At 61.5% G+C, this 19,713-nt stretch carries 20 protein-coding genes and 2 tRNA genes; 15 read left to right on the top strand and 7 right to left on the bottom strand.

Annotation, left to right across the window (positions count from 1 at the left end; translation table 11 throughout):
• Positions 1-99: 99 nt before the first annotated feature.
• Positions 100-561: a hypothetical protein gene (locus CUREI_RS08255; protein WP_038612600.1), complete on the bottom strand. Its 462-nt coding sequence runs from the start codon at positions 559-561 to the stop codon at positions 100-102.
• Positions 562-697: 136 nt separating this feature from the next.
• Here CUREI_RS08255 and CUREI_RS08250 point away from each other — a divergent pair, with 136 nt between their 5' ends.
• From CUREI_RS08250 to CUREI_RS08240, 3 genes are read left to right on the top strand one after another with little or no spacing between them, the layout of a single operon-like run.
• Positions 698-1,243 (top strand): FtsB family cell division protein, encoded by a 546-nt coding sequence (locus tag CUREI_RS08250; protein ID WP_038612598.1) that lies wholly within the window; start codon positions 698-700, stop codon positions 1,241-1,243.
• Between the two features lie 24 nt (positions 1,244-1,267).
• Complete coding sequence (locus tag CUREI_RS08245; protein WP_038612595.1) at positions 1,268-1,831, top strand: DUF501 domain-containing protein; 564 nt, start codon at positions 1,268-1,270, stop codon at positions 1,829-1,831.
• Positions 1,828-2,751, top strand: a complete 924-nt coding sequence (locus CUREI_RS08240; RefSeq protein WP_038612592.1) for a Ppx/GppA phosphatase family protein — start codon at positions 1,828-1,830, stop codon at positions 2,749-2,751. The genes CUREI_RS08245 and CUREI_RS08240 overlap by 4 nt, the downstream gene beginning before the upstream one ends.
• Before the next feature lie 12 nt (positions 2,752-2,763).
• On the opposite strand, the gene CUREI_RS08235 is transcribed toward CUREI_RS08240, so the two are convergent.
• Positions 2,764-3,036 (bottom strand): hypothetical protein, encoded by a 273-nt coding sequence (locus tag CUREI_RS08235; protein WP_038612589.1) that lies wholly within the window; start codon positions 3,034-3,036, stop codon positions 2,764-2,766.
• Between the two features lie 82 nt (positions 3,037-3,118).
• On the opposite strand from CUREI_RS08235, the gene CUREI_RS08230 reads away from it, so the two are divergent.
• The 4 genes from CUREI_RS08230 to CUREI_RS08220 all read left to right on the top strand — a co-directional run bounded on the left by CUREI_RS08230 (position 3,119) and on the right by CUREI_RS08220 (position 5,502).
• Positions 3,119-3,192 (top strand) — tRNA-Ile (locus tag CUREI_RS08230).
• Positions 3,193-3,212: 20 nt separating this feature from the next.
• Entirely contained in the window at positions 3,213-3,911 is a 699-nt protein-coding gene (locus tag CUREI_RS08225; protein WP_051952292.1) for a hypothetical protein, read from the top strand.
• 734 nt (positions 3,912-4,645) lie between these two features.
• The gene (locus tag CUREI_RS12290; protein ID WP_144242443.1) at positions 4,646-5,002 is read left to right on the top strand and encodes a hypothetical protein; all 357 of its coding nucleotides are present in this window, start codon (positions 4,646-4,648) and stop codon (positions 5,000-5,002) included.
• A gap of 44 nt (positions 5,003-5,046) precedes the next feature.
• A complete protein-coding gene (locus tag CUREI_RS08220; RefSeq protein ID WP_051952291.1) occupies positions 5,047-5,502 on the top strand; it encodes a hypothetical protein in 456 nt (151 codons plus the stop codon).
• Positions 5,503-5,705: 203 nt separating this feature from the next.
• On the opposite strand, the gene CUREI_RS12450 is transcribed toward CUREI_RS08220, so the two are convergent.
• Positions 5,706-5,882: a hypothetical protein gene (locus CUREI_RS12450; RefSeq protein WP_158407453.1), complete on the bottom strand. Its 177-nt coding sequence runs from the start codon at positions 5,880-5,882 to the stop codon at positions 5,706-5,708.
• 930 nt (positions 5,883-6,812) lie between these two features.
• Between CUREI_RS12450 and CUREI_RS08210 the strand changes: the two genes are divergently transcribed.
• Positions 6,813-10,580 carry an RNA-directed DNA polymerase gene (locus CUREI_RS08210; protein ID WP_144242442.1) on the top strand — a complete coding sequence of 1,256 codons (3,768 nt, stop codon included), beginning with the start codon at positions 6,813-6,815 and terminating at the stop codon, positions 10,578-10,580.
• Positions 10,581-10,778: 198 nt separating this feature from the next.
• Positions 10,779-10,913, top strand: coding sequence for a hypothetical protein (locus tag CUREI_RS12765; protein ID WP_269077725.1), 135 nt, complete (start codon positions 10,779-10,781; stop codon positions 10,911-10,913).
• 20 nt (positions 10,914-10,933) lie between these two features.
• Here CUREI_RS12765 and CUREI_RS08205 read toward each other — a convergent pair whose 3' ends face one another.
• From CUREI_RS08205 to CUREI_RS08195, 3 genes are all read right to left on the bottom strand, one after another.
• The gene (locus tag CUREI_RS08205) at positions 10,934-11,632 is read right to left on the bottom strand and encodes a type 1 glutamine amidotransferase domain-containing protein (RefSeq protein WP_038612583.1); all 699 of its coding nucleotides are present in this window, start codon (positions 11,630-11,632) and stop codon (positions 10,934-10,936) included.
• A gap of 9 nt (positions 11,633-11,641) precedes the next feature.
• Positions 11,642-12,640: an NADP-dependent oxidoreductase gene (locus CUREI_RS08200; protein ID WP_038612580.1), complete on the bottom strand. Its 999-nt coding sequence runs from the start codon at positions 12,638-12,640 to the stop codon at positions 11,642-11,644.
• A gap of 179 nt (positions 12,641-12,819) precedes the next feature.
• Positions 12,820-12,895, bottom strand: a tRNA-Asn gene (locus CUREI_RS08195).
• Positions 12,896-13,013: 118 nt separating this feature from the next.
• On the opposite strand from CUREI_RS08195, the gene CUREI_RS08190 reads away from it, so the two are divergent.
• Both CUREI_RS08190 and CUREI_RS11660 read left to right on the top strand, forming a co-directional pair.
• The gene (locus CUREI_RS08190; RefSeq protein ID WP_038612577.1) at positions 13,014-13,295 is read left to right on the top strand and encodes a hypothetical protein; all 282 of its coding nucleotides are present in this window, start codon (positions 13,014-13,016) and stop codon (positions 13,293-13,295) included.
• A gap of 10 nt (positions 13,296-13,305) precedes the next feature.
• The gene (locus CUREI_RS11660) at positions 13,306-13,947 is read left to right on the top strand and encodes a hypothetical protein (RefSeq protein ID WP_051952290.1); all 642 of its coding nucleotides are present in this window, start codon (positions 13,306-13,308) and stop codon (positions 13,945-13,947) included.
• A 23-nt stretch (positions 13,948-13,970) separates the two neighbouring features.
• Here the strand turns inward: CUREI_RS11660 and CUREI_RS08180 are convergent, their stop codons facing one another.
• On the bottom strand, positions 13,971-15,527 hold the full coding sequence (locus CUREI_RS08180) for an AbgT family transporter (protein ID WP_144242492.1): 1,557 nt from the start codon (positions 15,525-15,527) through the stop codon (positions 13,971-13,973).
• A 224-nt stretch (positions 15,528-15,751) separates the two neighbouring features.
• Between CUREI_RS08180 and CUREI_RS08175 the strand changes: the two genes are divergently transcribed.
• From CUREI_RS08175 to uriH, 4 genes are all read left to right on the top strand, one after another.
• A complete protein-coding gene (locus tag CUREI_RS08175) occupies positions 15,752-16,372 on the top strand; it encodes a DUF4230 domain-containing protein (protein ID WP_051952289.1) in 621 nt (206 codons plus the stop codon).
• A 30-nt stretch (positions 16,373-16,402) separates the two neighbouring features.
• Positions 16,403-17,200 carry a serine hydrolase domain-containing protein gene (locus CUREI_RS08170; RefSeq protein WP_038612571.1) on the top strand — a complete coding sequence of 266 codons (798 nt, stop codon included), beginning with the start codon at positions 16,403-16,405 and terminating at the stop codon, positions 17,198-17,200.
• A gap of 63 nt (positions 17,201-17,263) precedes the next feature.
• The gene (uriT, locus tag CUREI_RS08165) at positions 17,264-18,709 is read left to right on the top strand and encodes a uridine transporter UriT (protein WP_038612568.1); all 1,446 of its coding nucleotides are present in this window, start codon (positions 17,264-17,266) and stop codon (positions 18,707-18,709) included.
• On the top strand, positions 18,702-19,688 hold the full coding sequence (gene uriH, locus CUREI_RS08160) for a uridine-preferring nucleoside hydrolase UriH (RefSeq protein ID WP_038612565.1): 987 nt from the start codon (positions 18,702-18,704) through the stop codon (positions 19,686-19,688). Before uriT ends, uriH begins: the two co-directional genes overlap by 8 nt.
• Positions 19,689-19,713 lie beyond the last annotated feature (25 nt).

Genomic DNA, 19,713 nt, shown 5'->3' with positions numbered 1-19,713 from the left:
ACTAGCTGGTCACCCAGGCTATCGACGAGCTGGAGCGCCGCCTGGACAAACAGGACTCTTGCGGCCGCTTCAGCGACGCTTTGGATCACCTGCGCGAGTTTATTGCGCGCCCGCGACGCCGACGCCCGCGACCTGCTTGAAGAGGCCGCCAAAGAGCGCGTGAGCAAGAAGCGCCTGAACCTTGACGGCATCGGCATTTCGATGGCGGCGCTGACCAGCCGCTTGGACCGCTACTTCGGCCCCGGCAGCCTGTTGAAGTTCCGCACCACCTACGCCAGGTCCCACCCTGCCCGCGGCTTCTGCGAGCTCCTCGCAGAGGACGGCGTAACCCCCGCCATGGCGCAAGAGGTCATCGACGCCGCCCCGAGCTGGGTCCGCGGCAACCTGCAGCTGCTCTACGCCGAGTACTTTGACGACTTCGAACTGGACTACAAGGTTGCCACCGAGCACCCGCGCCCAGAGGAGCTGGATCCGAAGCTCATCTTCGACATGGGCACCGCCATCGGCGTCAACGTGGACCGCGCTTGCGGCACCGAACTGATGTTCCGCTTGCCTGAGCACTTCGCCGCCGACGACCAGGCCGCCCTCGAGCGCTTCGAGGAGCTTGTGCGAGCCTGCGCGAGCGTTACGACGGCCCCGCCCGTTCCCGGCGCGGGGCCTCTGGCATGCGTAACCCCTGACGTATCATCTGCAGACTATGACGAAGCGCTCGATCCGGCCCCGCCGCCCCAGCACGGTCCCCGTTGCCAGCCGCGACCGGGAAAACGCCGAGCGCGCCGCCCAGCGCAAGCAGCGCGGCCGGGCCATTGCGTTTCCGAAACAGGACATGGCGAGCGTGGTCATCCTGATCGGCGTGCTGATCGTGGTACTGCTGGCCATCGCCGCCCCGCTGCGCAACTTCTACGAAGGCCGCGCCGAGATCGCCCGCGCCAACGAATCCATCGCCCGACTCGAAGCCCAGAAAGAGGCGCTCGAAAACGACATCGCCAAGTACGACGACGAGGAGTACCTCAAGCAGGAAGCCCGCCGCCGCCTCGGGGTGATGGAGGAGGGCGAGACCGCGTGGCGCATCATCGACCCGCGCATGACCGCGCCGGAGGCCATCACCACCGGCAAGGACGATATCCCCGACACCCGCGGCTGGGCTGAGGTGCTGTGGGACTCCCTGCGCGAGGTCCCCGAGGCGCTCCCGCCTGCCGACGACGCTTCGCCCGCCCCCGCCCCTGGCGTGCCTGCGTCTTAGCTGGCATGTGGGACAATAGCGCGCATGCACACCCCTCCCACAGACGAACAGCTCGCCACCGTTGCAGAGCAACTCGGCCGCAGCCCCCGTGGCGTGCTGGCCATCGCGTACACCACCCCGGACAACCAGCCGGCGGTGGTGAAAACTGCTCCCAGGCTCGACGACGGCACCCCGTTTCCCACCCTCTACTACCTCACCGACCCCCGTCTGACCGCTGAGGCCTCCCGCCTCGAGGTCGCGAAGGTGATGAAGTGGATGGAAAACCGTCTCAACGAGGACAACGAGCAGGGCGAGGCGCTGCGCGCCGATTACCTAGCCGCTCACGAGCACTTCCTCGCCCAGCGCAACGCCATCGAGGACCTGGGCACGAACTTTTCCGGCGGCGGCATGCCGGAGCGGGTGAAGTGCCTCCATGTGCTCATCGCCTACGCGCTGGCGGAGGGCCCGGAACGCGTCCGCTTCGGCACCGAAGCCGTCGCGCTCGCCGCCGAGCACGGGGGTCTTCGCGGTACGGCAATCCCCGCGGATTGGCCGACGCTGGCAGACCTCGGCATCACCCTCGAGGAAGCAGGGGAGGGGTTGGCATGACCCGCGTCGCCGCCGTGGATTGCGGCACGAACTCGATCCGCCTGCTCGTCCACGACACTGACGCAGGCGAGGTTTCCCGCCGCAACACCATCGTCCGCCTCGGCCAGGGTGTAGACGAGACCGGCGCCTTCGCGCCCGAGGCTATCGAGCGCACCCGCGCAGCCCTCGCTGACTACGTGGACGAGATGCAGCGCGAGGGCGTCACCCGCGTGCGTATGGTGGCCACCTCGGCCACCCGCGACGCAGCGAACCGCGAGGACTTCTTCGCCATGACCCGCGAACTGCTTGGCCGGATCCAGCCGGGCGCAGTTGCGGAGGTCGTCTCCGGCGAGGAAGAAGCCGCTCTGTCGTTCGCCGGCGCGACCGCCGACATCGACCCGGCACGCGGCCCGTTTTGTGTGATCGACCTCGGCGGCGGCTCCACCGAGGTCGTCATGAAAGGCCACGCGGTCTCCACCCAGATGGGATGCGTGCGCATCACCGAGCGCATTATGCACACGGATCCGCCCACGGCCGACGAGACCGCTGTGGCGCGAGCGTTCGTGGACGAAAGAATTGCGGACGCGTCCGACGCCGTACCCTTCGCCGATGCGCGGTGCTTTGTCGGCTGCGCCGGAACCTTCACCACGCTCTCTGCGTTGGCGCAGGAGCTGGGCAGCTACGACCCAGAGCGGATCCACCTGTCGGAAATCCCGTTCGACCGTTTGCGCGACGTGACAGCTGATCTGCGTTCCAAGACTGCCGCCCAGCGCCGCGAGAACCCCGTCGTCCACCCAGGACGCGCCGACGTCATCGCCGCGGGTGCGACGGTGGTGGAGCAGCTCATGGATTTCTTCGAGCGTGCAGCCAGCGCCACCGGCTTCATCATTAGCGAGAAGGACATTCTCGACGGCATCGTGGCAGGACTAGCTCAAGACTAAAGGCGGATGCCTTTAGTCTTGGTCCGGCTCGTAGATCGTGTCCTCGATCTGGTTGGCGGACTTGCCGCGCAGCTTCTTGCCCTTGCGCAGGTCCTTGACCTCGCGCATGCGCGGCTCCGGGTCGATTTTGTTGGCGATGGCTCGGCGGGCCGACGAGGTCACCTGCTTTGTCACCGGTGAGTTGGCGACCGCTTGGGCGGCGTTGACAATCTGGTGGTAGCGCTTCCGGCCGGCTTTCGTGCCCAGCACGTACCCGGCGGCGGCTCCGACAACGTATTGGTACATGGTGGCTAGGGTACCTTCCGTTGTCACCCAGTGATTCACATCTGCTGCGGGGATGTAGAATCTCCCGAAGCGCACGCGTTTTGGGGTTATAGCTCAGTCGGTTAGAGCTGCGGACTCATAATCCGTTGGTCGCGGGTTCGAGCCCCGCTAACCCCACTACTTCTTACTCTGGCCGCATGCGCATCATGGATTACAGCGAAGTTATGGTCGCGGTCACGCCGAGCGAGGCCGTCGAAGCCCTTCGCCGCGTGCTTATCGACGGCTTCGACCCCGCCACCGATCCGCAGCGGCAGAAGGTGGGCCTGCCGCACGGGGAGATGCACCTGCTACCGGCGGCGCTTGACGGCGCGGTCGGGGTGAAGGTGCTGGGGATTCAGCCGGCGGGGTCGGTCGTCGATGTGCCGCTGGTGCAGGGGTCGTACTTGCTCATGGGCGGGGAGACGCTGACGCCGGAGGTCGTGATGGATGCCGCGGCGCTGACTGAGATCCGCACGCCCGCGGTTGCGGTCGCGGGGGTGCTGGACCGGTTGCGGTCCTCGGACGAGCCGCTGGAATGCGTCATCGTCGGTGCGGGTGTCCAGGGGCGGGCGCACGCGCGGACGGTGGTGGATGTCCTCCGGGGAGTACGGGAGGTGTCGGTGACGTTTGTCTCGCGCCACGAGCCGTCGGATCTGGCCTACCCGTGGGTCCAGCTGGGCAGCGATGTGGGCGACGAGGCGCTGGGGAAGGCCGGATTGGTTGTGCTGGCGACGTCCGCGGGGGAGGGGGTGGGGGGGAATCGCGCAGGGCAAAAGGCTTTAGTAGTTCGTGGCCATTGTGCTATCGGCTGCAACTTGGTCCTAGGGGTGTTACATTTGATTAGCCCAAGTTCCTAACCGTTACTTTTAAAGTACTGCCGTATCGGTGGCAGGATGGGTGTAGTTTTTTGCATTTAACTTCAGGAGTTGAATTTTATGTGTGGTTTGAACATGGGGGGGGGGCGTGTTGTAGCAGCTGCATTCGCTGCCCTGGGCGCGGTTTCAATAACAGTCCCGTCCGCTGTCGCAGCTGAACAACCTAGTGCGGCGATTCGTACGGTCGATGCTGCAGTCGGGAAAGAAATTACTCCCGAGATTGCGGAGAATCTTACCCAGTGGGCAGCCTCCCAGAACCTTGATCTCGAAGCCGAATTTGAAGAGGAACCTGTAACCGTCTCTACGGAGAGCCGAAAGGATCTCGCTGGTAAGAGCATTGTAATGTACAATCGCGCGGGAATCGAGCCCCCGCCGGGTTATATCTATGACCCTTCTAGGGGAAGTTTGAATGACTACTGCACGAAGTCACCGGATCAATTTCCCGCACCTGGCGACAACGCTGACTTTTCTGGTGCATGTGCGAGGCATGACATGTGCTACGGGGCCCATCAAAGCCCCAGTGAGCGTGTGGAGTGCAATGTCCAGCTGAATAGAGACATGGTCCACATTTGTAAGAGTGTTTACCCAAATGCCGCTGACCCGCGTCGGGGAGGCTGTCTTGCGACGGCAGGGACTTACTTTGCGGCAGTGACGGCTGCTCACCCTAGCCAGTGGGTCCCTACGATTTCAGGCTAGAGAGATGAAGGAGAGTAACTATGGGAAACGGAAAAGTTCGTCCAATTTGGCCTGAATTGGTGGTCGCAGTCGCGGGCGTGGCTCTCTTACTTCTGGCCCCAATCAGAATCAGCTGGATTGGTACAGTTGCCATCATTCTTTCCGTGGTTTCTGCAATTACCACGCTGATCCTGTCAAGACAGTCCTCGAAGGTGCAAATAGCCGCAACGATTGTTGGCGCCGCTGCGATAGCGATCGGATTGCTAATCGGTGTAAATGGCGATGGGCAACCGGCCATTTTCACCGAGGCCCTTATTTGGGTTGCTGGTGCGGGAATAGTCATGTCGACTGTCTGCACCCTGTTTTCCAGAAACCTAAATGATAACCGGCGCAGTTAGCTCGGAGCTCTATCGGTGTCACAGTTCAAATTGACGGTGACCCGATGGATGGTGGCGAGCCGGCGGATCTGGCCTACCCGTGGGCCCAGCTGTGTAGCGATGCGGCCGACGACGCGTTGGCGGCGGCCGGATTGATTGTGCTGGCGACGTCCGCGCGGGAACCTGTGGTCGTCGATAGGCAATTGCGGCCTGATGCGACCGTGCTTGCTGTGGGGGCGCACGCGGTGGACACGCGGGAGTTGCATGAGCATGCGCTGCGGGACGCGCAGGTGATTGTTGAGGATTCGGGGGCCGCGCGCTGGGAGGCCGGCGATGTGGCGATCGCAGTGGAAAGGGGCACGCTTGCGTGGGATGGCGTGGTGACGATGGCTGAGGTTGTGCGCGGGGAGGTGGCGCTGGATCCGGCGCGGCGGGTGGTGTTCAAGACCGTCGGCATGCCGTGGGAGGACCTGGCGGTGGCAACGGTGGTTGGGGGTGGTAGCGGGATGACAACACGATAGAGAGGGAATGCTCCGGGGGTTTTCTAGCGTTCGTCGAGAAGATCTGCGTAAGAACGGTGGTGGTGCAGGGGGACTCGGTTAGCTCAACGGCGCTGAGCGATTTCAGCCAACGCACTTTTCACACGCTGAGCAAACAATGGGCAGCCTGCTGATTCCAACGTCTTGTGAATTGGGCGCGAAGTTACTCCTGGTTGGGAGTAAAACTAAAACTGCGCCTCTGTAGCCGCAATGAATGCCTGCACGTTCGAATCTGCAACAAGATTGAAAAAGTCGTCGCTGTTATAGATTTCGTAGTGCTCTTCTGCGGGCGCTGCTGAAAAGTCCTCGGGTCTGTTGTTGGTGAGGAGATAGATTGCTTTTTCCGGCGACGGCCGCTGCATGGACGTGAAAGTCCCCGCTATCCGCTCCAGTAAAACCATCGTCCATGTCGGGATAGACGATCATTTCGTCGATAGCCTCTTCGAGCATCTCGAGGCGTTTTTCGATTCTGGTCCCAGCCCACTTTGGATGTCTCCTGGGATCACCCTGATCGTCTCTGCTTGAATATCACGGGTCCATAGCATTCGTGTACATACCGCTGTCGAACGTGCGCAGCTGATATAGCCAATCCGTTAAGGTTCGACTGGCGATGACATTCGCATCAACGAGCACTCGTTGAGCCACAATCGTGATGTTAGCTGAGGGGGCGCCTCAGTAAGATCAGTCTGCTATCGGGCCGAACGCCTGGAGTTCGAAAGACCGGAGTCTTTCGAACGCATCATTCTGCTTCTTTTCCAGAGCCCGCTTGAAGGCTAGAACGTCATCCCGATCGAAGCGGGTGTGCGTACCGATTTTAAAACTGTCGATCTTGCTTTCAGTTGCCCGCTTCATAAGAGCGGGTCTGGAGACCCCAGAATTTCCGCAGCCAAAGTACTAGTAAGCTCTGTGGGCATTCGTCTGATCGCGACCTCGCCAGTTTCAATGAGGGACCGAAGTGCTGCGAGGACCGTTTCCGGCACATCTGTAGGTAGGTCTACTGTGTTGCCATCTCGATCATGAATCGCAAAATCAGCTTCGTCCGGGATCTTCAGTGATTCGAATGCCACTGTCTCCTCGGCGGTGAGAACAATAGCGTTCGAAGGGGATAGCGTGGTGGTCGTTTTGAACCTCGTCTAATTATGTGACGAACGTTATCGGCTTGCACTTGTAAGTGCAAGAGGAGGTCGAGCTTTGCTTTCGATGAGCCTGCCCGGAGCCGGAGGTAAAGGGTTTTCCTCTGCGTTTCTGTTTCGTGGCCTTCATTGTTCGGCCGGGTGTCCTAATGTTTCACTATGCCTAGCGAATCCGATGCTTTGTTTTCAGAAAACTATCCAACAGGAAATGAGACCGTACTTCCCCCAAATGCCACAGGTTGGCTAGGGAAGCGATGTCCGCTTCACGACGATTTGATATTCGCATATCGGAAGGCCAAGGCCGACGTTTTCCAAGCCGATCATCTTTCCCGCCAGGACATCGCCAGCTATGAAGAAAATATCTGGAACAAGCTGCAGGAGCTCGCGGAGAAAATTTCTCAGGTCAGCCGAAGTCCTCTGGGGAGTTTATTCACGGAAGTGATCGTCGACGGTCGCCCAGAGATTAAATATCAAGAAGGTGGCCTGCCAAATGGTTACGCCAAATGGGTTAAGACAATCATCGGGGAGCCAGGCTACATCTTCAAAAAGGCCGAAGGGTGGGAAAGCAGGGATGAACCGCGTGTTCACCGATTTTCCAGCCGCCACCTGCGGGAAGAAAAGGGGCAAAAGACGCAAATCTCCGAATACAACGACTTGTGTGGGGGTGGGGAGACAATGGAACCGCAAGAACGCAAACTTGTTCTTCGGCCCGTATGTGCCGGGTCGATGGACCTCCATGTCTTATCCGCTTTGTGGATCTTGCGTGTGGGGTCAAAGTTTGATGCGGAGCTCAGCGATAACGTGTACTCCAATCGGGTCCGCCGCAGCTACGACAAAAAACACGTAAACAGCTTCGCTTTAGGGAGCTTGGAACCGTATCTGAACAATTACCGTCGATGGAAAGAGGACGGTGTTGACGCGGTAGAAGGGTTGATCAAAGAGAACAAAGACGCCTTCTTTGTCAGTGCGGACCTAACGAATTACTTCCACAATATTGACCCGAGGTTTTTGCTCGATTCGGGTTGGCTGGGGAGATGGAAGACACATCTGTTCAGTGGGGAAGGCACCATCGGTGAGGATCTCGCAATCCACATCCTGCTCGTGGAGGCCTTTACTGCGTGGAGCGATTCGCTTCGCGAGACACTAGGAGAACCTGATGGTATCGGAGGGCTGCCTGTAGGGGTCAGTGCGAGCAACGTCATCGGCAATATCGTCCTCATGGATCTCGACAGAGCGATCGAAAAAGGGATCAAGCCGCGTTTTTACGGACGATATGTCGACGACATTGCGCTCGTCATCGAGGGGCACCCCGAGATTGAAACTATTCATAATCTTGGAAAGTGGATCAAACACCACCTCACCTTGTATCCGGTGGGACATTGCGAGCCACAATCCAAAGACGTTGAGCTGCTGCTCTGTGACGAAGTCTGCACCGACAGTCGGAGTGCCGATGGAGATGGTGCGGCAGAGACGACGGAAAACACGGGAGGGCAGCCCGTTAAACCCGATCAAGAGGAAGTTCCAGATACCAAGGAGTCCTCGAGCTCGGATGTCCAAGAAACAGCCAACTCGGAGGCGGCTGAGCCAGACGTAAGCGAGGTGACAGCCGACAACGTTGGAAGATACAGAGTTGAAATCAAGGTTCCATACCAGGCCGATTCAACTTTTATCCTTAACGCCGACAAACTCTCGCTTGTCCACGCGGAGGGCAAATTCGGGCAGTGGGCTGTCAATCACGTGCGTTCCGTGATGACCAAAAACACTAGCGAGTGGCGCAACATGCCCATCTTGCCCGAAGACCCCGTGGAAGTCGCCACCGAGATCATCGCCTTAATGTACGAGCAGCCGACAAAGGACGCAGAGTTTTTCGGGCTCGAGGCAATCGCTACCAAACGCGCTGGTTTCGCGCTCAAGGTGCGTGATCTGAAGACTATCGCTCGGAACGTTGTCGCTGCCGATTGGAAGGCCCACCGAGAGCAGTTCGTCATATCGTTCCTACAACACACCTCGCGGCCAAATCGCTTCACAGAATTCCACAACTACTACCAGCGGCTGTTCCGGCTCTGTCTCGAGGTGGGAGATACAGGAGGTGCCCAGCGAATAGCCTATGCGTTAGGCGAAGTGATGCAGTGGCTGAAGGACAGTAAAACCGTTTTGGAGGTCGCAGGGCATACTATCGACGCCCGCGAGCCCGACATCTTGCTCTCATGGAGGGAGCTCACGTACGCAAAATTCGCGGACGAGGTTATCTCCGTCCCAGGAAGTTTGGTATCTGCTGCGCACAAGCGCGCACTCTTGAAAACACTGGATGCGCTCCTGAGTGAAGAATCATCTCACGGTGACGAGAGCGAGTCCGCAGCTAGAAAAGTTGACGATTCCTTCTCCGCTAGGTGGTGTAACTCGGACGGGGTGGGTGAAGAGGCAGTGAAGCGATTCTATGAGGGAAAGTTCCACCGGCTTTTCTCAATGGACCTGGCGTTGGTCCCCTTCAAACAGGTACTCGTGTCGCGCGAACTCGACCACTTCGCTGCGGGCACACCTGCGACGTTCGACGAGCGCCACCTCGCCTTTCTTGACGGTATAGAGACGCAGAAAGAAGCGGTGCCTTCGGCCGTCGAAAGGCTGCTGGGCGAAAGCACCTGGAAGTTGTTTGTGCTTCTGAATGCGGTCGGAGCCAGGTTCTCGCTTGAACGATTAGAAAGGTACCTTCAGCGATGCTTGGAGGGCGAAACCCCGAAGTACGAGGACCGTACGTTAACCGTGCGAGCTTTTGTCTTTCCAACCCGGCCGCCATCACCGATTGAGCTTTTCGCCTGGACTCGGGTTGCAGGGGCGGATGGCGAAGGCCCGTGGAAGAAATGCGGGATAACCATGCGCCACGTTCAAGACTGGTTCTTAATTGCACGTGGTTTCGCCGAACGTTCGGACATTTTCGCCGACCTACCAGTAAAGGATCGAGACAGGTGGGAGCGACTTCAAGAAACCATGCAAAAGGAGCTGGCTCAGAAGGCGGGCGTGCCGTGGCGCGGATCCAATAGTGCTGACATCTGGTTCCCCTCTGTGGAACGCGATCAATCGAAGGTCAAAGTGGCAATCGGCGCGTTATACACGCCGCGGAACTACCTCACAGAATCGGTATTGCGTAATCCTCAAATTGGTCTGAAACGCTGGAATACTACGGCAGAACTGGTCAACAGCGTAATGGCGGAGGGCAACGCCGATTACTTCGTACTCCATGAAGTTTGCTTGCCACCCACGTGGTTTATGACAGCTGCAAGTCACCTGCGTCGAAAGAACATCAACCTCATCTCCGGCGTGGAGTATCTGCATGGGCCAGGTTCGGTAGTGCATAACCAAGTGTGGTTCTCCGCAATACACAAGGGCTTCCGGTTCCCCTCGCTGGGTTTGTACATCCAGGATAAGCAACGCCCTGCACACGGAGAAGCGGACAACCTCAACCGCATCGCTCGACTCAAATTGAGCCCAAAGGTGAAGTGGGAAGGCGAATCGAAACCGCCGCGGATAGCGCATGGCAACTTCCACTTTGCAATGCTGGTGTGCTCGGAACTTACCAATTCGGAGTACCGAAATTCCTTGAGAGGCAACATCGACGCACTGTTCGTCGTGGAGTGGAATCAAGACCTCAATACATTCAACTCGTTAGTTGAAGCATCTGCGTTGGATATCCACAGTTACATTGTGCAGGTCAATAACAGGATGTACGGCGATTCCCGTATCCGGGTACCCGCCTACGAGTCATTTAAGCGTGACATGGTTCAGATTCGGGGAGGAACGAACGAGCACTTTGTGATCGGTGAGCTGGACATCAACAAACTCCGAGACTTCCAAAAACACGCCTACGTTGAGAAAGGTGAGTTCAAACCGCTGCCGGACGGCTTTGAAATGGGGGCTCATCGAAAGAAGTAGTAAAATTTCCTAATTCCGTGGGCCGCCGCTCTTTTAGCACAATTTGGGTGAACGGTGATGCCAGTTCCACACCTTGTATCACCAGTGTGGCGAGCGGCTGGCGTGGCGGCGGGTGCGGGGGAACCTGTGGTTTTCGATAGTAATTGCGAACTGATGCGCCGACGTTTGCCGTAGGGTGCACACCGTGGACTCGGGGAATTGCAGGAGGATGAGCTGCACGGCGCGCAGGTCATTGTGGAGGATATGGCGGGTGCGCGGCGGTTGATGTTCAAAACCATCGACATGCCGTGGGAGGACCTGGCGGTGGCGCGGGTGGTTGCCCGCCAGGTGTAGCTGTTCCCCCTGGATCCGGGTTAGGCGAGGTCCTTCACAAGCCGCTCTGCGAGCTCTCGCGACGAGGACGGGTTCTGCCCGGTGTAGAGGTTGCCGTCGACGGTGACGTAGGGCGCCCCCGGCTCCGGTGCTTTGTTGTACTCGACGCCGAGGTTGACGAGCCGGTCCTCAAGCAACCACGGCGCCTTGTCGGCGAGCCCGGCGGCGCGTTCCTCGTCGTTAGAGAAACCGGTCATGGCCCGCCCGGCGAACGGGGAGCCGCCGGGCGCATTCTCGGTAGCGAGGACAGCGGCCGGGGCGTGGCAGAGAAGAGCCACAGGCGCGTTGTTTGCCATGCGATCGACGAGGATGCGCGCGGAAGTCTCGTTGACCGCGAGATCTTCCATCGGGCCATGCCCGCCGGGGTAGAAGACAAGGTCGTAGTCTGCAGCTTCGACGTTGTCGAGGTTGAGCGGCTCCGCTAGAACGGGCTGCAGCTTATCGAGTTTCGTTTTCACCTCTCGGAGGGTTTCTGCATCGCCTGCGCTCTCATCGAGGCTCGCGCTATCGACGGTGGGAGCGATCCCGCCCGGTGTTGCCACATCGATGTCCCAGCCGGCGTCGGTGAAAATTGAGTACGGGGTGACCAACTCTTCGGCCCAGAAGCCGGTGGGGTGGTGCGTGCCGTCGTTGAGCGTCCAGTGGTCGGCTGCTGAAACAACCATAAGTACCTTGGTCATGGTGTCCTCCTAAAATTTAACGATCATCTTGCCGGTGTTGCCGCCCTCGAAAAGCTCGAGGAATGCGCTCGGCATGTTTTCGATGCCCTCGCGCACCGTCGACGCATATTTAATAGATCCATCGACGACGAGTGGGGCGATCTTTTCCTGAAATTCCTTGGCCAAGTGAGTGTATTGGCCCACCACGAACCCGCGAAGGGTGAGGCATTTGCCGATGGAAAGACCGAGATTTCGCGGCCCGGGTGCCGGCTCAGTGTCGTTGTATTGGGCGATCGCTCCGCACATGGCGATGCGGCCGAATGTATTTGCGTTCTGAATTGCTGCCTCGAGGTGGTCCCCGCCGACGTTATCGAAGTAGACGTCGACGCCGTCCGGCGCCGCCTTGGCGAGCTGGCCGTTCACATCACCGTCTTTGTAATTGAACGCCTCGTCGTAGCCGATTCCGGTGAGGTAGTCGACCTTTTCGGGGGAGCCGGCAGATCCGATCACCTTGGCCGCGCCGAGATGCTTGGCTATTTGCCCGGCTACTGAACCCACAGCACCTGCCGCGCCCGAGATGAACACGACATCGCCCTCCCTCATCTCGCCGACGGCGGTGAGCCCGACGTAGGCGGTCAAACCTGTCTGCCCGAGAATGCCCAAATACGCCTCGGCTGGAGCCAGGTTGGTGTCAATCTGCTCCGCCTGGTCCTCACTCAGCACAGCGTGGGTGCGCCACCCTGCAAAATGCCTGACCGTATCGCCCGTCTTGAACTTGTTCGAACGGGACTCGGTGACAACTCCCACCGCAGTGCCGGTCAATGGTTCATCAATCTGAAACGGCTCGATATACGACTTCACGTCGTTCATCCGCCCGCGCATATAGGGGTCGACGCTCGCAAAAGTGTTCTCAACGAGGATCTGGCCGTCAGACAGCTCTGGCAGCTCTACCTCCTCGAAACGGAAGTTCTCGACGGTTGGTGCCCCATCCGGACGGGAGGCAAGAACCCATTGTTTAGCGGTGGTCAAAGCGCTGCTCCTTACTCGTTGTGCTCTTGGCACGACCTCAGCCCCGCTTGGTGGGCTGGGCCAATGCTCTTGAACACCAGTTGCAACGTTGCGCGGGGCCGCCGCTATTCCTTCCGCCTCGCCACACAATCAAAAACGCCCCGTGACTAGGTTCTACGCTAGCCAAGGGGCGAATGGGATGGCTCCTCCAACTGGGCTCGAACCAGTGACCCTTCGATTAACAGTCGAATGCTCTGCCAACTGAGCTATGGAGGAATATGTTGCGGTTGCTCTCGCTGTGCAACGAGATGTAACAATAGCGTGGTTTTTCTTGGTTGCCCAAATCGCCAGCTAAAGCCCGATTTTGATCGTCACATGAGGTAGCGTGTGGCCCATGTTGATTCCGGTTGGTGGATTCCGCGGACAGGCGGTAGCAGGCGGGCTTGCGGGCTTCGGGGTGGTGTGCCTGCTCACGGCGAACCGTTTGGCGGACTGGCGGGCGCTGACGTTTCTGGGTTTGGCGCTGATCGTGCCGTCAGTGGTCTGGCTGGTTGCCGACAAGTGGTTCGCACGGCCCCGAGGACTGCTGTGGTGGGTACTCGTGGTTGCAGCCGTGGCGCTCGGTGTGTGGGGGGGTTGCGTTGATCCCCTCGAGGTGATGGTCCCGTTTGGATAGGGTGGGACTTATGAAGAAACCGATGCTTGCTCTCGGCGTCGCTGCCGCCGTCACCACGTCCGCTGTTGTTGCTCCCGCCGCCTTCTCGCAGGACGGTGAGAGCGACGGGCAGATGTCCTCTCAAGGATCGACGGAGGGGGCCGAAGGGTCGTCGTTAAACACGGGCGAAATCGTCGGCATCACCTTGGGTGTGCTGGCTGCGGTGGGCGTGGCCGGGGTGTTCGCGGTGCAGCAGGGCTGGGCGCAGCTGCCCGAAATTGTGGACCGTGCGGCGGTAGAACGGATGGTTGCGCTGCTCCCGCCGATGCCCATTCCGGGTGTTGCGCGCCCGGGCTCAGTGGGCGGCGCTGGAGCGAAGGGGTCGTGCGCACCGCAGGCGTTCGACGCCGTGGTGCCTGGGTGGCCCCACTTCACCGGCACGTCCGTGATCTTCTGCGACGGCCACTGGGCTATCGCGGGCGCGAACCAGACGGACTGGGTGCTGTATTTCAAGAACGCGGACGGGAAGTGGGCGGTGATCCCGGCAGCCGGGACCAAGCAGACGGGTCTGGCGGAGGGTTGCTACAACGGCATCACGTTGCGTGAGCAGGGTGCGCCGGAGGAGTTTATCCGCCGGGCGCCGATCTGCACGCCGGCGGAGATTGGGAAGTAGCCGGCTGGTGACTCGGTAACCGTCTACACCTGATACCCCATCGGGGAGCCGGGGCCGAGCGGGATGCCGAGTGTGTACCAGAGCATGAAGAAGAGGAACCAGCCCACCAGCATGGCCACCGAGTACGGCAGGGACAACGACATCAGGGTGCCCACGCCGGCCTTCTTGTAGTACTTCTGCAGGAAGGTCAGGGCCAGGGCGAAGTACGGCGACATCGGGGTGATGATGTTGGAGGGGGAATCGCCGATGCGGTAGAGCATCTGAGTGACCTCGGGGGATACGTCCACGTACATCATCATCGGCACCACCACCGGCGCCATCAGCGCCCATTGGGCGGAGCCGGAGGTGATGAAGAGGTTGATCAACGTGACCATGAGCACGAAGGCTGCGAAGAGCAGCACGTTGGGCAGGTCCCAGGACTGCAGCAGCTCCGAGCCCTTGATTGCCGTCCAGGGCCCCAGGTTGGACCACTGGAACCAGGCCAGGAACTGGGAGACGGCGAAGAACAGCACCAGGATGGGCAAGAGCGATTCCAGTCCCTTCGCCATAAACTCCGGAATGTCCGCGGCCTTGTTGACCGTGCCCACGATTAGCCCGTAGACCAGGCCGGTGGCGAAAAACATCAACGCGATCGGTACGGCGATGGCGCGGATGAGCGGGGACTCCATGAAGCCCTCATCCGGTCGCGCGAACGGAGAGCCAGGGATGAACAGCAGCGCGAAGTACGCCGCCAGGCTGAGCAGCAGCGTCACTCCGGCCCAGATCAGGCCCTTTCGCTCCAGCGGGGTGAGCGAGAGGTCGTCGTCGTCGGTGAGGTGGGCGTCGTCGGGTTCGTTGGACTCGTCGAGCTGAAGTTCGTCCTCGTCGATGGCGTCGTGGTCCACCAGGCCTTGGGCCTTCTTATCGACGTACAGTTCTGTCACCGCCGTGATGATCAGCGAGAGCACGATGGCGGACGGGATGACGAAGAAGATGTTTGCCAACGGGGAGACCTCGTAGGCGCTGTCCACGATTTGGGCGGCCGAGGTGGAAATGCCGGCGAGCAGCAGGTCCGTGACGTTCAGGATCAGCGAGGCGTTAAACCCGGCCGACGCGGAGGCGAACGCGACCATCGCGCCCACGACGGGCGAGCGCCCCACGGCGTGGAAAGCCATTGCGCCGAGCGGAATGATGATCACGTAGATGGCATCCGAAGCGACCGAGCCCGTCACGCCGGCCAGGGCCACCATGAACGTAAGAATTTTCGGGCTGACCCTGTCCACCATCGCGCGGACCATCGCGGCCAGGAGGCCGGTCTGTTCCGCCACGGCCACACCGAGCATCACCGCGAGGATCACGCCCAGCGGGGGAAACGCGATGAAGTTGTCCACCGCGTCGGTGACCATGCGGGAGAGGTTGTCGCCGGTGAGCAGCGACTCGACGTGAATCTCCTCGCCACTCGAAGGGTCCACCGCGGACAGGCCAGCCATACTGGCCAGCCACGACGCGACGGCAACAACGCCGGCAAGGATGACAAACAGCCAGAACGGGTCCGGTAGCTTGTTGCCGATCTTTTCAATCCACCCGAGGAAGCCGGTCATGCCGCCTTGGTCGCGGTGGTCGTCGTTGTCGTGGGGTTTCGAGTCGTCGCGGGGCAAATCTGCCTTGGTGGTTCCGGACATGGTTCGGCCTTCCGTGTGTCGTGCCTCGTCGTGCGTGTGATTCGCGCGCGACCGCCGGGGCGGTGCGCGGGAGGTCACAGCGAGCTTACAGAAGGATGTGGGGGCCGGAGGACGTCGGTAGGCAGCAGCTACTATGCGCAGGTGTGAAGAAACTCGGCGGCATAGTTGTGTCAATTGTGGCGGTGCTCGCGGCCGTCGCGCTTGTGTTGATGCTGGTGCGGCCAGCGATTTTCGGGCGCGGGGAGCGCACCATCGATTCCACCTCGATCGGCGGCGAGTTCAACGACATCGCGCAGCTGGCCACGGAAGAATACGTCTATTCGTCCGTGGGCAAGTTTGACGACGAAGGCTTGCGCCTGCTCAACGTCCACGTGCCGTTCACCGGCAAGAACTTCCTGGTGTCTTACGAGGGGAAGGTCACCGCCGGCATCAAAGACGCTGGCCAGATCACAGTCGACGTGGATGATGCCGCACAGACCTTTACCGTGCGGCTGCCGCGCGCGGAGGTGCTGGATTCCACCTGGACCGAGGGCAGCTCCGAGGTGTGGGACCAGACCATGAACCCCATCAACCAGATCAAGGTGGAAGACGTCACCGAGTTTGTGGACTCGCGCCGGGAAGTGGAGAAGCAGAAGGCGGTGGACGACGGTCTGTTAGATCGCGCCCAGGCCAGCGCGGAGGAGCTGGTGCGGTCGCACGCGGAGGCGCTGATCCGCGGCACCTCCATGGAGGACTACGAGGTGAAGGTCGAAAGCGCGACCTAGCGCCAGTGCCGAGCACGTAAGGTGGCGGGCATGGATCTTGCGCGGTACTTCGGCGACTGGCCGGTAGACAACGTTGCGGCGGCGCTCGTGGGGGACACCCAGGCCGAGTTCGGCGAGTCTGACCGTGTCTTCGAGCTCGCCAGCGTGACCAAGCTGCTGTCCGCGTACGCCGTGCTGCTGGCGGTGGAGGAGGGGGCGTTCGGGCTGGACGATCCGGCCGGCCCGGAGGGATCCACCGTCCGACACCTGCTCGCGCACGCCTCCGGGGCCGGGTTTGACAGCCGGGAGCCGCAGAAAGCACCGGGGGAGCGGCGCATCTACTCCTCGGCCGGCTACGAGATCCTCGCCGAGCACCTCGAAGAGGCCACCGGCATCACATTCGGCGACTACGCTCGCGAGGGTGTCTTCGAGCCGCTGGGGATGGACAAAACGGAGATTTATGGTTCGGCGGGGCATGGCGGGAGCTCGTCTATAGGCGATCTGCAATTGTTCGCGCAGGAGCTCATCGCGCCGACGTTGCTTGCGGCAGAAACGCTGAAGGAGGCGTTTTCCAACCAGTTCGGGGATCTGCGTGGCGTGGTGCCCGGTTACGGGATGCAGAAGCCGTGCCCGTGGGGGCTCGGGTTTGAGATCAAGGGCGAGAAATCCCCGCACTGGACCGGCGACGGCATGCCCGCGGACACCGTCGGCCACTTCGGCATGGCGGGCACGTACCTGTGGGTCGCGGGGGGTCAAGCGGGCGTGGTGCTCACGGACCGGGAGTTCGGCGACTGGGCCAAGCCGCTGTGGCAGGAGACCAATACCGCGCTTTGGGGAGCGCTGGGGTAGAGCTGAGCAGAATCTGTGAGACGAACGCTGAGCGGCAGGCCTTACGTGTTTTACACTGCCCGCATGACTTCGACTCACACCCCGCAGCCAGCAGCGGGGCAAAAGCTGCCCACCAACCAGGTTGTGCCGTTGATGGTGGCGCTGCTGGTGGCCGTGTTCGCATTCCAACTTAACGCCTCAATGCTCGCGCCGGCGCTGGCCACAATGGAAAGCGACCTGAACGCCACCACCGCGCAGATCGGCATGACGCAGACCGCGTTCTTCACCGCCGCTGCAGTGTTCGCGCTGTTCATGCCGCGCTGGGGCGACTTGATCGGCCGCCGAAAGGTGCTGGTGGGCATGATGGCCGTGACGGTCCTCGGCTCAGTGGTTGCAGCGCTGGCCACCAACGTGACCATGCTGTTCATCGGCCGCGTGATCCAGGGCGTGTCCGGCCCGACCGTCGCCCTGACCTCCGTGATGCTGCGCCAGGCGGTGCGCGAGGAGAAGCAGTTCGCGTTCTTGGTGGGCATCCTCACCTCGGTCAACGGCGGCATCGCCGGCATCGACGCACTGTTGGGCGGGTGGCTTACCGACGCCTTCGGTTTCCGCTCCCTCTTCTGGGTCATCGGCGCCGCTGCCTTGCTCGCCGTGTTCGCAGTGCGCTACGGCGTGCCGGAGACCAAGTCCGACCAGTTGCAGCCCATGGACTGGAAGGGCGTTGTCGGCCTGGTCGTTGGCGCCGCGGCGATCCTTACGGCTCTGAACATGGCCGGCGAACTCGCCGCCGCGAACTGGGGCATGGTGATCATCCTGCTGGCCATCGGCGCGGCGTCCTTGGTGTGGTTCTGGCGCACCGAGAAGTCCAGCCCGCACCCGCTCATGTCCACCGACTTGCTCTCGCAGCGCCGCACCTGGGCGCTGCTGCTCACCACCACGCTGACCATGACCGGCGTGTTCGCCGTAATGAACGGCCTTGTGCCCAACCTCGCGCAGGACGACGTCGCAGGCCCCGGCATGTCCGCCGGCGTGGTGTCGTGGTGGACGCTGACCCCGTACGCCCTAGCCGGCCTGGCCATGGGCCCGATCGCGGGCTGGCTCGCCGGCCGCGTGGGTTACAAAATCATCCTGCAAATCGGCATCGCCGGCGCGGCCCTGTCCGTTCTCTTCGGAGTAGCAGTCGTGGGCAACCCGACCCGCGGCCTGCTGCTGGCCATGTCCATCCTCGCCGGCATCACCTACGCCGGCATGGCCAACATCATGCTCGGATCCCTCGGCGTCGTGCTTGCCCCGAAGCACAACCAGGGTTACCTGCCGGGCCTGAACGGCGGCGCGTTCAACCTGGGTGCGGGCCTGTCGTTCACCATCGTCTTCGCGGTGTTCACAGCCACCGGCGGCAACTACCGCGCGGGCATGATCGCCGGCGCGATCCTGCTGGGTTGCGCGTTTGCGGCGTCCTTCCTCATCCCCAAGCCGGAGACGGTTCCGGACACCCTCGCGGCCGAAGACCGGGCGGCGCGCAGTGCGTAAAGTCATCCTGGATTGCGACCCCGGCCACGACGACGCCGTGGCCATCCTGCTCGCAGCCGGCAACCCGGACATCGAACTGCTCGGTCTCACCACCGTCGGCGGCAACCACACCATCGACCACGTCACGCGCAACGCGCAGCAGGTGCTCACAGTCGCCGGGCTGACCTCGGTGCCCGTCTACCGCGGGGCGACCAGGCCATTGCTTAACGACGTCGTCACCGCCGAAGACATCCACGGCGACACCGGCATGGAGATCCACGGGTTCGAGCTGCCCGAACCTGCGGTGGGGGTGCAGGACGACGGGGCGGTGCAGTGGATCGTCGATACGCTCATGCGCGAAGAGCCGGGGACCGTCACGCTCGTGCCCACCGGCCCGCTGACCAACATCGCGCTGGCCGCGCGCCTGGAGCCGCGGATTGTTCCCCGCGTGCGGGAGGTCGTGCTCATGGGCGGTGCGTACGGGGCGGGCAACTACTCGCCGTCCGCGGAGTTCAACATTGCTGTGGACCCGGAGGCCGCAGCGATCGTGTTCGGCGAGGACTGGCCGGTCGTCATGGTTGGCCTGGACCTGACCCACCAGGCGCTTGCCACCCCCGAGGTTGAAGCCCGTTTCGCAGCCCTGGGCACCTTCGCCGGGGACTTCGTGGTGGGGCTCATCGACGCGTTCCGCCGCAACTACAAAGACGCCCAGGGCTTTGACAATCCGCCGGTGCACGACCCGTGTGCCGTGGCCTACGTCATCGATCCGTCTGTCGTGGAGACCGTAGCCGTACCGGTGTCTGTGGAGCTCGCCGGCTCGCTGACCCGCGGGCGCACCGTGGCGGACCTGCGCGTGTTCGGAGCGGCGACGGCGTCTGGCGCGCCGTTCGGTGCCGCTGGCTCTGGCGCTGCTTCGGCGTACAACACCTCCGTTGCGACGCGCCTCGACGTGGACCGCTTCTGGGACCTCGTTGTGGATGCGGTCCAGCGCCTGAGGTAGCGCGGCCGTTCAGGCCCCCTCGGGG

Source organism: Corynebacterium ureicelerivorans (assembly GCF_000747315.1).
Classification (GTDB): Bacteria; Actinomycetota; Actinomycetes; order Mycobacteriales; family Mycobacteriaceae; genus Corynebacterium; species Corynebacterium mucifaciens.
Note: the sequence above shows the minus strand (reverse complement) of the source record. Positions and strands in the feature narration are given on the sequence as shown.